At 63.5% G+C, this 12,998-nt stretch carries 13 protein-coding genes; 12 read left to right on the top strand and 1 reads right to left on the bottom strand.

What is annotated here, in order from left to right; genetic code table 11:
- Nucleotides 1-106 precede the first annotated feature (106 nt).
- From IRZ12_RS10020 to IRZ12_RS10030, 3 genes are all read left to right on the top strand, one after another.
- Entirely contained in the window at nucleotides 107-1,060 is a 954-nt protein-coding gene (locus tag IRZ12_RS10020) for a tripartite tricarboxylate transporter substrate-binding protein (protein ID WP_296467955.1), read from the top strand.
- Between the two features lie 106 nt (nucleotides 1,061-1,166).
- On the top strand, nucleotides 1,167-3,059 hold the full coding sequence (locus IRZ12_RS10025; RefSeq protein WP_296467935.1) for an ATP-binding protein: 1,893 nt from the start codon (nucleotides 1,167-1,169) through the stop codon (nucleotides 3,057-3,059).
- On the top strand, nucleotides 3,052-4,395 hold the full coding sequence (locus tag IRZ12_RS10030; protein WP_296467936.1) for a sigma-54 dependent transcriptional regulator: 1,344 nt from the start codon (nucleotides 3,052-3,054) through the stop codon (nucleotides 4,393-4,395). Before IRZ12_RS10025 ends, IRZ12_RS10030 begins: the two co-directional genes overlap by 8 nt.
- Here IRZ12_RS10030 and IRZ12_RS10035 read toward each other — a convergent pair.
- The gene (locus tag IRZ12_RS10035) at nucleotides 4,382-4,846 is read right to left on the bottom strand and encodes an STN domain-containing protein (RefSeq protein ID WP_296467938.1); all 465 of its coding nucleotides are present in this window, start codon (nucleotides 4,844-4,846) and stop codon (nucleotides 4,382-4,384) included. The genes IRZ12_RS10030 and IRZ12_RS10035 overlap by 14 nt on opposite strands.
- 208 nt (nucleotides 4,847-5,054) lie before the next feature.
- Between IRZ12_RS10035 and IRZ12_RS10040 the strand changes: the two genes are divergently transcribed.
- The 9 genes from IRZ12_RS10040 (at nucleotide 5,055) to IRZ12_RS10080 (ending at nucleotide 12,938) form a co-directional block, all read left to right on the top strand.
- On the top strand, nucleotides 5,055-5,267 hold the full coding sequence (locus tag IRZ12_RS10040; RefSeq protein WP_296467940.1) for a hypothetical protein: 213 nt from the start codon (nucleotides 5,055-5,057) through the stop codon (nucleotides 5,265-5,267).
- Between the two features lie 87 nt (nucleotides 5,268-5,354).
- A complete protein-coding gene (locus IRZ12_RS10045) occupies nucleotides 5,355-7,607 on the top strand; it encodes an acyl-CoA dehydrogenase (protein ID WP_296467942.1) in 2,253 nt (750 codons plus the stop codon).
- Nucleotides 7,608-7,764: 157 nt separating this feature from the next.
- Entirely contained in the window at nucleotides 7,765-8,298 is a 534-nt protein-coding gene (locus IRZ12_RS10050) for a MarR family winged helix-turn-helix transcriptional regulator (RefSeq protein WP_296467944.1), read from the top strand.
- A gap of 133 nt (nucleotides 8,299-8,431) precedes the next feature.
- On the top strand, nucleotides 8,432-8,899 hold the full coding sequence (ectA, locus tag IRZ12_RS10055; RefSeq protein WP_296467956.1) for a diaminobutyrate acetyltransferase: 468 nt from the start codon (nucleotides 8,432-8,434) through the stop codon (nucleotides 8,897-8,899).
- A gap of 139 nt (nucleotides 8,900-9,038) precedes the next feature.
- Complete coding sequence (ectB, locus tag IRZ12_RS10060; RefSeq protein WP_296467946.1) at nucleotides 9,039-10,358, top strand: diaminobutyrate--2-oxoglutarate transaminase; 1,320 nt, start codon at nucleotides 9,039-9,041, stop codon at nucleotides 10,356-10,358.
- Nucleotides 10,355-10,753: an ectoine synthase gene (locus IRZ12_RS10065; RefSeq protein WP_296467948.1), complete on the top strand. Its 399-nt coding sequence runs from the start codon at nucleotides 10,355-10,357 to the stop codon at nucleotides 10,751-10,753. Before ectB ends, IRZ12_RS10065 begins: the two co-directional genes overlap by 4 nt.
- Nucleotides 10,754-10,861: 108 nt before the next feature.
- Nucleotides 10,862-11,794, top strand: coding sequence for an ectoine hydroxylase (gene thpD / locus IRZ12_RS10070; protein ID WP_296467949.1), 933 nt, complete (start codon nucleotides 10,862-10,864; stop codon nucleotides 11,792-11,794).
- A 147-nt stretch (nucleotides 11,795-11,941) separates the two neighbouring features.
- Nucleotides 11,942-12,307, top strand: coding sequence for an aspartate 1-decarboxylase (gene panD, locus IRZ12_RS10075; protein WP_296467952.1), 366 nt, complete (start codon nucleotides 11,942-11,944; stop codon nucleotides 12,305-12,307).
- A 16-nt stretch (nucleotides 12,308-12,323) separates the two neighbouring features.
- Nucleotides 12,324-12,938, top strand: a complete 615-nt coding sequence (locus tag IRZ12_RS10080; RefSeq protein ID WP_296467953.1) for a LysE family translocator — start codon at nucleotides 12,324-12,326, stop codon at nucleotides 12,936-12,938.
- Nucleotides 12,939-12,998 lie beyond the last annotated feature (60 nt).

The following is a 12,998-nucleotide window of genomic DNA, read 5'->3' on the forward strand; positions in this document are numbered from 1 at the left end:
AGCCAGATGTAGCCGACCCCGTCCAGGGGTCGGCGCGTTCGTCCAATTCATCCGGACAGTCAAACTTTTTTCTACTGACTATATGAAATTCCTATCCAGCATCTCGATGACGATCCTGGCCGCGTCGGCCGCCTTCACCACATGTGCCCAAGAGTATCCGGGCAATGCTCCTGTCATGGCCGTCGTCCCGTTTGCGGCGGGCGGTCCTACTGATAAGGTCGCGCGGGAAGTGACGGCCATCATGAGCAAGCACCTCAAGGCCCAGATCGTGATCGAGAACGTCGGCGGTGCAGGCGGAACGATCGGCGCGCGGAAAGTCGCTTCCGCACGCAATGACGGCCATACCGTGCTGATTCACCACATCGGCATGTCTACCGCACCCGCGTTGTATCGGAAACTGGGCTTCGATCCACTCGAGGATTTCGAGATGGTGGGCGAGATCGCCGACGTACCCATGGTTCTCTTGGGCAACAAGAACCTGCCGCCCCAAGATTTCAAGGAGCTGTTGCCGTACATCCAAAGCAATGCCAGTAATTTGTTCATGGCCAATGCGGGCATCGGGTCAGCGTCGCACCTGTGCGGCCTGCTTTTCATGAGCGCCATCGGCAAGCAGCTTGGAACGGTTCCCTATAAGGGCACGGCTCCTGCGCTCACGGACCTGATCGGAGGCCAGGTCAATCTGATGTGCGACCAGACGACAAACGTGTCGGGCCAAATCAAGGCCGGCGTGGTCAAGCCTTATATCGCCATGCAATCGGCACGTATCGACGCTTTCCGGGATATCCCCGCGGCGTCCGAACAGGGGCTCCCGGGCATCGAAGTGAAGATCTGGCATGCCATGTACGCGCCCAAGGGAACGCCAGCCGATGTCGTCGCGAAATTGTCGGCTGCGCTGCAAGCAGCCGTAGAGGACCCGAGCTTCCGCAAGAAGATGGAAGACCTAGGGGCCCAGGCGGCCACGGCCGACCGTGCAACGCCAAGCTCCCTGCGCAAGCACTTGAGCAACGAAATCAATAAGTGGACGCCCGTCATCCGGGCAGCCGGCGTTTACGCGGACTGACATGGGCCGGGCTTGCGGCGGGCGCAAGGCCGCAAGCCCTGCTGCCCTTCTCGACGCGGGTGCGATACAGTTGCGTCGCATGGCGATAAGGAAAATAGGAAGAGACTTGCGCGCCAGGCTGCGGCTCGTCCGTGGATCTTTCGATCCCCGCCTGGCTTGGGGCGCTGCGTGCCTGTTCGCCGCGGGCGTGGCGGTCGTGGCTGCGTATGCCTGGGGCGAACGGGCCGGCATGCGCGACATGGCTCAGGGCGTGGAGCACCGGCTGGATATCTATGCGGGGGGCCTGCAGAGCGAGCTGACCCGATATGACTACCTGCCTGGCATCTTATCGCTGAACAAAGACGTCATTGCCCTGTTGAAGGATCCCGGAAATCCGGAACGGATTGCCCGCGTGAATCGGTATCTCGAAACCGTCAACTTGAAGGCCGGTTCATCCGAGATCTACGTCATGAACATGGATGGACTCACGCTTGCAGCCAGCAACTGGAACCGGCCTCCAAGTTTCGTGGGGCGCAATTTTTCATATCGCCCTTATTTCATCGATGCGGTCCAAGGATTGCCCGGCCGCTTCTACGGGGTTGGAACGGTCAGCCAGTCGCCGGGGTATTACTTTTCTTACGGCATCTACGATGGCGGCTCGATGCTCGGCGTCGCGGCGTTGAAGGTAGAGCTCGACAAATTGGAGAAGACGTGGGGGCGGGCCGACGAGAAAGTCGCCGTCGTGGATGAGAACGGCGTCATCTTCCTGACCTCCGTGCCCGATTGGGAGTTCAAGACGCTCAGGCCTTTGTCGCCGCAAACGCGGGAGCAGCTCGCCGCGACCCGGCAATACCACGCGGGCTCGCTGGCTTCCCTGGACATGACGGAGGTCCGGCGCTTTCCGGACGGCACCTCCATCGTGCAGTTTGCCGGCGAGGCAAAAGGAGGGGATAGCGGTAATTTCCTGCAGCCTTCTTACCTGTTGCGGAGCCGGTCGATTCCGGGTACCCAGTGGCGACTCATGGCGTTGTCGAACATCGCGCCCATTCATGCGCGTGCCAGCAATGCCGCCATTGCTGCGGCCCTGGTGATGGGTTTCCTGGCGATCCTGGGGCTGTACTTGCAGCAACGCAGGCGGGCGATCGCCCAGAGCCTGGCGGCGAGCGCGGCGCTGCAGCGCGCGCACGACGAGCTGGAGCGCAAGGTTGCCGCGCGCACGCAGGCGTTGAGTGATGCGAACCGCCATCTGCACATCGAGATCGCGGAGCGGAAGCGGGCCGAGGAAGAGCTGAAGGCGACGCTGGACGAACTCGTGCAGGCAGGAAAAATGGCGGCCTTGGGCCAAATGGCCGCCAGCATCACGCACGAATTGAACCAGCCGCTGGCCGCGTTGCGGACGCTCGCAGACAATGCGGCGGTGTTCTTGCAGCGTGGGCGCCAGGGGGATGCGCAAGAGAATCTCGCCCTGATCGGACAGCTGATCGCGCGCATGGGAAAGATCACGGGGCAGTTGAAAAAGTTCGCCCGCAAATCCCCATCGCTGCTCAAGCCCACCTCGATTTCGGTGGCGATTTCCGATGCGTGTTTCTTGCTCGAGCAGCGGCTGCGCCAGGAGCACGTCGAACTGAACGTCGCCGTTCCAGAGGACGCGTGCGCCTTGTGCGACGGCAACCGCCTGGAGCAGGTCTTGGTGAATCTGATGAGCAATGCCATCGACGCCATGGCGCAAACCGGGGAACGGCGCCTGGAGGTGAAAGTGGCGGTCGGGGAGTGGGTGTCCATCATGGTGATGGACAGCGGACCAGGCATTCCGCCGCATGTCATGCCGCGCTTGTTTGAACCCTTCTTTACGACCAAAGAGCAAGGGAGCGGCCTGGGGCTTGGACTGGCGATTTCCGCCGCCATCATGCGGGACTTCGGCGGAAGCCTCCGGGCGTACAACCGTCCGGGGGGCGGGGCGGCATTCGTCTTGCAGTTGCGTCCGGCGACGATAGAAATGGAGGAGGAAGCTGATGTTTGACGCGTTGAGCGTCCTATTCGTCGAGGATGACCCGGCAGTGCAGCTGGGCGGCAAGCAGGCCCTGCAGTTGGCGGGGCTGAACGTCGAGGCCTTGGATACGGCCGAGCAGGCGCTCAAGCGCCTTTGCGCCGGCTATCCGGGCGTACTGGTGACGGATGTGAAGATGGCCGGCATGGACGGACTGGAGCTATTGCGTCGAACCATGGAAATCGACCCCAGCATGCCGGTCATCCTGGTCACCGGGCATGGGGATATTTCCATGGCGGTGCAGGCGATGCGACTGGGCGCCTACGATTTCATCGAAAAGCCGTTTTCTTCCGAGCATTTGATCGAGGTCGTGCAGCGGGCATTGGAAAAGCGTTCATTGACGCTGGAAGTGCAATCCCTGCGCCGCCAGCTCGAAGACCGCCGTGCGATCGAGGGGGTGTTGTTGGGACGCTCTCCGGCAATCGTTGCGCTCCGGCGAGTCATCCTGGAAATCGCCGACACCGACGCCGACGTGCTCATCGTCGGCGAGACGGGAACCGGCAAGGAGCTCGTGGCGCGATGCCTGCACGATTACAGCAAGCGCCGCGAGCACCCCTTTGCGGCGCTCAATTGCGGCGGCATGCCCGAGAACCTGTTCGAAAGCGAGGTTTTCGGGCATGAGGCCGGCGCCTTTACCGGCGCGGTCAAGCGACGCATCGGCAAGATCGAGTATGCCCGGGGAGGCACGCTGTTCCTGGATGAAATCGAGACCATGCCGACCGTGCTGCAGGTCAAGCTGCTCCGTACGTTACAGGAGCGCGTGTTCGAGCGACTGGGGTCCAATGAGCCGCTGCCCATGGATTGCAGGGTGATTGCCGCGACCAAAACCGATTTGTTGTCCGAGGCGAATCGCGGCGTGTTCCGTACGGACCTGTACTACCGCCTCAGCGTCGCCGTGCTGGAGATCCCGCCCTTGCGGGAGCGGCGCGAAGACATCCCGCTGTTGTTCGAGCATTTCGTCCTCCAGGCTGCCATGCGCTATGGACGCGAGGCGCCCGAAGCGTCGAGTACGCAGATTCAGTCGCTCATGGCGCACCATTGGCCAGGCAACGTTCGCGAGTTGCGCAATGTCGCCGACCGGTTCGTGCTGGGGCTTGCCAAGGAGAACTTGGCGGAGGAGGCGTCGCTGCGGCGGCGCTCCTTGGAGGAGCAGGTGACGATGTTCGAGCGGCTGCTGATCGAGGATGCGCTCAAGAGTTGTTCCGGTCGCACTGCGGCAGCCGCGGAAATGCTCGGGCTGCCGCGCAAGACACTCTACGACAAGATGCACCGGCTTGGCTTGAGCACCGAGGACTTCAAGCAGGGATGAGCGTCACCGCCAGGCGGGGAGCGACGGGTGGCCGCCTTTTTTCCGCCGAGGTCGAGGGCTCGGGCACGAGCACGTAGCGGCCACTTTCCGGGGAGCCCTGGTAGCCGGTGCCGCGCAGCAGTTGGTTCAGGCCGTCCTGCACGGTATAGCGGCCTTGCAGGCCGGGCGTGGTCAGGCCGGAGACGCTGGCGGGATCGAAGGCGAGCCGGATGCCGGCCTGCCGCGCGAATTTCTCGAGTGCCGGCCGCAGCTCGCCGGGCGAGACGGCGAAACTCCGGCGGAACTCCTCCGCCGAATCGGCCTGCGGTTGCGTGTGCGGCATGCCCGGCAGCGCGAGCAGCCAGGTGAAGGAGATCACCGCCGGCACCGCGAACATCAACCATTTTCCCGGGACGGGAACCGCTGCCCTCTTGGTGCGGCGTGGCCGCAAGGGAATGACTTGGCAAGTCATACGAGTCTCCAGTTGCAGGGCGGCCCCGGCGGGGCGCCCTGCTTGTAATTGTTCGATGACGATTCAAGCGTATCACGGCATCGGCGTTCGGTCAGTTGTTCTCTTCCAAAAGCGGGGTACCTCCTAGATGCGGCCTGCCGGCGCCGCCCAGATTGCGCCGGGAATGCTTCATGCTGGCCCGAGCCGAACATCAGCTGGAGGAGCATGCATGAAGCCTTCTTCCCATCCTTCCGACCGGCGGTCTTCCGAGGGCGCGGAACACAAGGCACCCCCGGGCGCGACCCCGGATGTTTCCGCCAAGCGCGAGCAAATTTCGCGGCAGAACGATCGCAACACTTCCGCCGACGAGCTGGGACGTGCCCCGAAGTCGAACAAGCTGTCCGGCAGCGGCATCGACGTGGCCGGTCCCGGCGGCAAATAGCGGCGACAGTGCCCTCCTTGCATCCGGGCTCGTACACCTGGGCTCGTACTAATATGCGCCAAGAAGAGTCAGCAAGGAGGCATCTCGATGGCCGTATCCGCGTGGCGGCGCGATTGGTTGTCTAAACCCCTTTTCCGGTGGGCGGCAAGGTCGCTGCCCACGATGTCGGACACCGAGCGGGAAGCGATCGAAGCAGGGGATGTGTGGTGGGACGCGGAGCTGTTTACTGGCGATCCTGCTTGGCGCAAGCTACTCGACACGCCGCCTGCCCGGCTCAGCGAGGAAGAGCAGGCCTTTCTGGACGGCCCAGTGGCCGAGCTCTGCGCCATGATCGACGACTGGCGCATCAGCTGGGAATTGCGCGACCTGCCCGCCGACATCTGGGCCTTTCTGAAGGCGCGCAAGTTCTTCGGGATGATCATTCCCCGCAAGTATGGCGGCCTTGGCTTTTCCGCCTATGCGCACTCCGAGGTGGTCCGCCGCCTGTCTACCCGTTCATTGACGGCGGCGGTTACGGTGATGGTGCCCAATTCGCTGGGGCCGGGTGAGCTGTTGTTGCATTTCGGGACCGAAGCCCAGCGGGAGTATTGGTTGCCCCGGCTCGCCGACGGGCGCGAAATCCCGTGCTTTGGCCTCACCAGCCCGGAGGCCGGCTCGGACGCCGCCTCGATGGTGGACGAGGGCGTGGTCTGCCGGGGGCAGTGGCAGGGGCAGGAAGTGCTTGGCATCCGCCTGAACTGGCACAAGCGCTACATCACGCTCGGGCCCGTTGCCACGGTCTTGGGGCTGGCGTTCAAGCTGCGGGACCCCGACCGCCTGCTCGGGGATCGCGTCGAGCTGGGCATTACGGTCGCCTTGGTGCCCACCCATGCACCGGGCGTGGAGATCGGCCGTCGCCACATCCCCGCGATGCAGGTTTTCCAGAACGGCCCGAATCGAGGCCGCGACGTTTTCATTCCGCTCGACTCCATCATCGGCGGGGTCGAGCGGGCGGGCCAGGGCTGGCAGATGCTGATGAGCGCGCTGGCCGCCGGGCGCGGCATTTCCCTGCCTTCGCTCGCGGCGGCGTCTTGCGTCTTCTCGGCGCATACGAGCGGCGCCTACGCCAGGGTGCGCCAGCAGTTCGGCATTCCCATCGGCAAGTTTGAAGGCGTGCAGGAAAAGCTGGGGCGCATGGCAGCGCTGGCCTACCAGGTCGATGCGGCGCGGCGCCTGACATGCGCGGGACTGGACGCCGGCCACAAGCCGGCCGTGATCTCGGCCATCATGAAATACCACGCGACCGAGCGAATGCGCATCGCGGTGAACGACGCCATGGATGTGCATGCCGGCAAGGGCGTGATCGACGGGCCACGCAATTATCTCTCCAATATTTATCGAGCCATTCCCATCGGCATCACGGTCGAGGGAGCAAACATCCTCACCCGATGCCTGATCATCTTCGGCCAAGGAGCGATTCGCGCGCACCCTTACCTGATGCGCGAAATGGCTGCGCTGGCCGACCCGGATCCGCGACGCGGGCTGGAGGCGTTCGACCGGGTCTTCTGGCGCCACGCCGCGCATGCCGGGGCCAACGCTTTGCGGGCGTTGGCCAGGGCCTGGACGAACGGGCGTTTTGCGCCGGCGCCCCGGGGGGCGGGCGCCGTGGCGGGCTACTACCGCCAGTTGGGCCGTTACGCCTCGGCCTTTGCCCTGGTCGCGGACGTCGCCCTGGCGACGTTGGGCGGAGCGCTCAAGCGCCGGGAAATGCTCTCTGGCAGATTGGGCGACGTGCTTGCCGAGCTTTATCTTCTGTCTGCCGTCCTCAAGCGTTGGCACGACGAGGGTGCGAGCGAGGAGGACTTGCCGCTGGTGCAATGGTGCATGGAGAGCGGCTTGGCAACCATCGAAGAACGCCTCGACGGCGTGCTGGCCAACCTGCCGTCGCGGGCGGTGGCCGGCGTGCTGCGCTGCATCTGCCTGCCCCGCGGGGTGCGCCGCCGGGGGCCGTCGGACCAGTTGACGCAGGCTTGCGCCCGGATCCTGCTCGAACCGAGCCCGGCCCGGGAGCGCCTCCTTCCCGGACTCGCCCGGCCACGTCCGGGCGAGCCGCTGGACTGGCTGGCCAAGGCTTTCGACCTGGTGACGCGGGCCGCACCCGTCCTCGACGCACTGCGCCGTTCAGGGCATGCGGATTGGCGCGAGGCGGTGCGCAGCGGGACGCTGGATGCCTCGCAGGCAACCCTCCTCGAAGAGATGGAGCGCGCGGTGGCCGAGGTCGTGGACGTAGACAGTTTCGGGGCGGCGGACTTGGCAGGCGGCACCGCGCCGGCGCGATGCCGGCGTAATCCTGCGGAATAGGGGTAATTTCGGAGCGGTTCCCGCCAAAATCCCGTCAGGAAGGGTTGCCCTCGCGGGTGTTTTCGAGTAAAATTATTCGAGTTGAAATCATTGCTCTACGTATCAAGCAAGAGCAATGATTTTTTTTCGTCACGCATTTTGGGAAGTTCGGAAGCAGATGGAACCCACCGGTTCTGCGGCGGAAGCAGGCGTTAACTACAACGTGCGGATCTTGAGAGCTCTGCGGCGCATCACGCGCAACATTGCGCTCCACTCGAAGCAGTTGGCTGCCTGCAGCCACATCACCGCTCCGCAGCTGGTATGCCTTTTGGCAGTCATCGAGTCCGGCCCGCTGACGGCCACGGCCATCAGCCGAGAGATTTCCGTCAGCCCGAGCACGGTGGTGGGCATACTCGATCGGCTCGAGGAAAAAGGCTGGATCAAGCGCGAGCGGAGCCGGGAAGACCGTCGCACCGTGCTGGTATCCGCGACCGAAGAAGGGCGCGAAGTGGCCCGGCGTGCGCCGTCGCCACTGCAGAAAACGCTGGCTGATGCCTTGAGTGCCTTGCCCGAGCTGGAACAGGCCACGATCACGCTTTCGCTGGAGCGCATCGTGAGCCTGATGGAAACACCCACGGGCGCCAGGGATACATCGCCCCTGCTTGACCTCAATGCGTCGGATACGTCTCCGGAGTCGGGCCTAGCGGTTTGACCCGGTCCCGTCAACCAGCGCGCCGCGGTGTTCCTGCAGGCGTGCGAAACAATAGGAGGGTCGGAGTCTGAAAGCGATCGACGACACGCTCATCCAACCTGCGGTTTTCAACCCAGCCCTGGAGAACTTCGATCTGAGGCCGCCCGAAGTCGAAGATGCCTCGGAGATCCAGCGGCTGGTCCGAGAATCGCCGCCCTTGGATGTCAATTCCATCTACGCCTATCTCCTTCTGTGCCGGCACTTTCGCGACACGTGCGTCGTGGCCGCCCGGCAAGGGCAATTGGCAGGCTTCGTATCTGCCTATATCCCGCCCAATCAATCCAATGTGTTGTTCGTCTGGCAAGTTGCGGTTCACCCCGCGGCGCGCGGCCATCGGTTGGGGCAGCGCATGATCGAACATCTTCTTGCCAGGCCGTTGCCGCAACCCATACGCAGCATCGAAACGACCGTATCTCCATCCAACCTGCCGTCGCGGCGCATGTTCGCGGCGCTGGCAAGGGATCGCGGCGCCGAATGCGTCGAGCAGCCCATGTTCCCGCCCGAATTGTTCGGCCAAAGCGGGCACGAAGAGGAGAGGCTGCTGCGCATCGGTCCGTTCTAGGCCTGGGCGCGCGTAGCCCTAACCCCGGCCGTACTCCGCGGGGCCGTTCGTAACTGGCTGGATGCCCTCGCGTCTGCCGCCGGTGTCGTACCGCGTCGGCCCACCGTTTTAAGCATAAGCAAGACAGGAGGGAATACCTATGGATCTCAAGATCTTCGACCGCCTCGAATCGGAAGTCCGCGGCTATATACGCTCGTTTCCGGTAGTGTTCAGCAAGGCCAGAGGAGCTTTGTTGTTCGATGAGGAAGGCAGGCAGTACATCGACCTGTTCGCCGGTGCAGGAACCCTCAATTATGGCCACAACAATCCCGCACTGAAGCAGCCGCTGCTGGATTACGTCCAGGCAGACGGCGTGGTGCACGGGCTGGACATGGCCACCTCCGCCAAGAAGGCATTCCTCGAAGCGTTCGAACGGCTCATTCTCCAGCCGCGGGGCATGCAATACACGCTCCAGTTCACCGGCCCGACCGGTACCAACGCGGTGGAGGCCGCGCTCAAGCTCGCGCGTCGGGTCAAGCAGCGTTCCAACATCGTTTCCTTCACGCATGGCTTCCACGGCGTCACCTCGGGCTCGTTGTCCGCCACGGCTAACGCCAAGTATCGAGACGCGGCCGGCGTGAGCCTGGGCAATACGACCTTCGTGCCGTACGACGGGTATTTCGGCCCCGACGTCGACACCATGGCGTACTTCGAGCGCATGCTCGAAGACCGGAGCAGCGGCATGGATGCACCCGCCGCCGTCATCGTGGAAACCGTGCAGGGCGAGGGCGGGGTGAACGTCGCCACGCTGCGCTGGCTGCGCGAGCTGCAGCGCCTGTGCCGCCGCTACGACATGCTTCTGATCGTAGACGACATCCAGGTCGGCTGCGGCCGCACCGGAACCTTCTTCAGTTTCGAGTCGGCGGGCATCCAGCCGGACATCGTGACGCTGTCGAAGTCGCTGAGCGGATTCGGCCTGCCCATGGCCATGGTGCTCATCAAGCCGGAGCTGGACGTCTGGAAACCGGGCGAGCACAACGGCACGTTCCGGGGCAACAACCTTGCCTTCATCACTGCTCGCCAGGCACTCGAGCACTATTGGCGCGACGATGCCTTCACGCGCGAGATCCAGGCCAAGGAAACGCTAGTGCGCGATTGGCTCGAGAACATGGTGCACAACCATCCCGACGCCGATTTGTCGGTTCGCGGGCGAGGGCTCATCCAAGGGCTGGTGAGCGGCGTGCCGGGGCTGGCCAACAAGATCGCCGCCCAGGCGTTCAAGCACGGCGTTGTCATCGAAACCTCCGGTGCCAACGACGAAGTGCTGAAGCTGCTGCCCCCGCTGACCATCGAAGAAAGCTTGCTGAAGCAAGCGTTGGAGGTGCTGGACCGCGCCGTTGCCGAGGTGGTTGCCGCAGAGCGGCCTGGCCAGAAGCAGTCCAACGCCCGCGTGTTGAAGTTTGGAGGAAAAGCACGATGATCGTACGGAATGTCAAGGACATCATAGGAACCGAGAACGAAGTTTCCACGCCGACGTGGACCAGCCGCCGCGTGCTGCTGAAAAAGGACGGGATGGGGTTTTCATTCCACGAGACGATCATTCATCCCGGTACCGAAACGCATATTTGGTACAAGCATCACTTTGAAGCCGTCTGGTGCATCGAGGGTGATGGCGAAATAGAGACGGTCGCCGACGGCAAGAAGTACAAGCTCGAACCCGGCGTGGTGTATGCGCTGAACGAGAACGACGAGCACTACCTGCGGGGCGGCAAGGAGCCGCTGCGCGTCATATGTGTTTTCAACCCGCCTTTGACCGGCCAAGAAGTCCACGACGCCGACGGCGTTTACCCCTTGGTCGAGGAAAAGGCCGCCTGAGGGCAGAGCGCGCCGCAATGGCGCGTCGGCCGGGCGCCGCCCGGCTTCCCCATGACGAGCGGTCCGCCCGAGGTGAGGGCGGCCGCCTGCGAGAACAGGAGGGCAAACATGATTACTCCCGCACGAGACCTTTATTCTTCCCGGGCCGATCGCGCGGCTGGCATCGTCCAGCGCCGCGACCCGGTCGTTTACGGCAGCGCCAAGACGGAGCCCGGAACGGGGCTGGATGCTGAACAACTGAGCAGCTATGAGCGCAACGGCTACATCCTGCTCAAGAATTTCTTCTCCAGCCAAGAGACGCAGGCGCTCCTGCACGAGGTCGAGCGCCTGGTGCGAGACCCCGCCATCCGGCGCCGCGAGGAGGCCATCACCGAGAAGGGCAGCGATGCGGTGCGCTCGGTGTTCATGGTTCACAAGCTGAGCAAGCTGCTGGGTCGGCTGTCGCAGGACATGCGGCTGGTCAACATCGCCAAGCAGATCCTCGGCTCGGACGTCTACATCCACCAATCGCGCGCCAACATGAAGCCCGGCTTCAACGGCAAAGAGTTCTACTGGCACTCGGACTTCGAGACCTGGCACATCGAAGACGGAATGCCGGCAATGCGGGCGTTGAGCTGCTCGGTGCTGCTGACCGACAATAATCCCACCAACGGTCCGCTGATGGTCGTGCCGGGGTCGCATCGCCAATTCGTGTCATGCGTGGGCGAGACTCCGCAGGATCACTATAAGCAGTCGCTGAAGAAGCAGGAGTATGGGGTGCCGGATCCGGTCAGCCTGCAGCTGCTCGTGGACCAAGGTGGCATCGACGTGCTGTCGGCACCGGCGGGCTCGGTCGTGTTTTTCGATTGCAACCTCATGCACGGTTCCAACAGCAACATTTCCCCATACCCGCGGGCCAATGTGTTCATGGTGTATAACAGCGTGGAAAATACCCTGAACAGTCCCAGGTACGGCCTGAACCCGCGGCCGGAGTTCATCGCCACGCGCGAGAGTTTCGCTCCCATCCAGCCGGTCGAGCCGGGCTATCTGCGGTCGGTCTGACGACCGCCTCGCATCGGCCGGCAGGGGCGTCTTCGGGCGCCCTTGCCGCAGGTACAGGGGAAGCGGGCCGCCGTTGGAGCCAACCGGTCCGGATCGGGTATAAACGCACCTGGCCGTTTGCGGTCGCTTCCTAGGACATCCCACGTTATGCAACGCATCATGCTTCGCGCCAAGATTCACCGCGTCGCGGTGACTCAGGCCGACCTGAATTACGAAGGCTCCTGCGGTATCGACGAGGACTTCCTCGATGCCGCGGGCATGAAAGAGTACGAGCGCATCGAGCTGTACAACATCAACAACGGCGAGCGCTTTTCCACCTACATTATCAAAGGCAAGCGCGGCAGCGGCGAGATCTCGCTCAATGGCGCGGCGGCGCGTCGAGCCCAGGTGGGCGATTTGTTGATCATTTGCACCTACGGTCCGATGACGGACGAAGAGGCGGAACAGCACAAGCCCGTCGTCGTGCTGGTCGACGAGAACAACCGCATCAAAGAAGTGATCCGCAAGTCCTGAGCCTGCCGAGGCTTCGATGCAGGCCGATTTGCTGCTCTTCCTGTCCATGTCAGTGGGCGTGACGATCGCCCCCGGGCCGGACAATCTCCAGGTACTCGCACGTTCGCTTAGCCAGGGCCGCACCGCGGGCATCGCTGCCGCGCTGGGGTTTGCCTCCGGCTGTCTTTTCCATACCGCACTGGCGGTCTTGGGCGTCGCGGCGCTGCTCAAGGCTTCGCCCATGGCCTTCGATGCAATTCGACTGGCCGGGGCAGCCTATTTGTTGTGGCTGGCGGTGCAGGTGCTGCGGAACCGGGGCGGCTTTTCGCCTACGAGCGGCCCGCCGCCCTTGAGCCATGCGCGCATTTTCGGGCAGAGCGTGCTGGCAAACATGCTCAACCCGAAGGTCACGCTTTTTTTCCTCGTATTCCTGCCGCAGTTCGTGAATCCCTGGGCCGGCCATCCCGATTGGCAAATGCTGTGGCTCGGCGTGATTTTCATGGTCCAGGCCGCAGTGGTCTTTTGCCTGATCGCCTGGTTTGCCGGGTTGGTGGGGCAGCTGCTGCGGCGCCGCCCGCACGTTGGGGTTTGGCTGGACCGGCTGGCGGGCCTGATCTTTCTGTTCCTCGCCGTCCGCATTGTCTGGGAGTGAACGCGGCGCCGCGGTCATCGTGCGCCGAACCAGTTGCGGAGCGCATGACCGACGCAAGGG

This window comes from Pigmentiphaga sp. (assembly GCF_019689535.1).
Taxonomy (GTDB): Bacteria; Pseudomonadota; Gammaproteobacteria; order Burkholderiales; family Burkholderiaceae_B; genus Pigmentiphaga.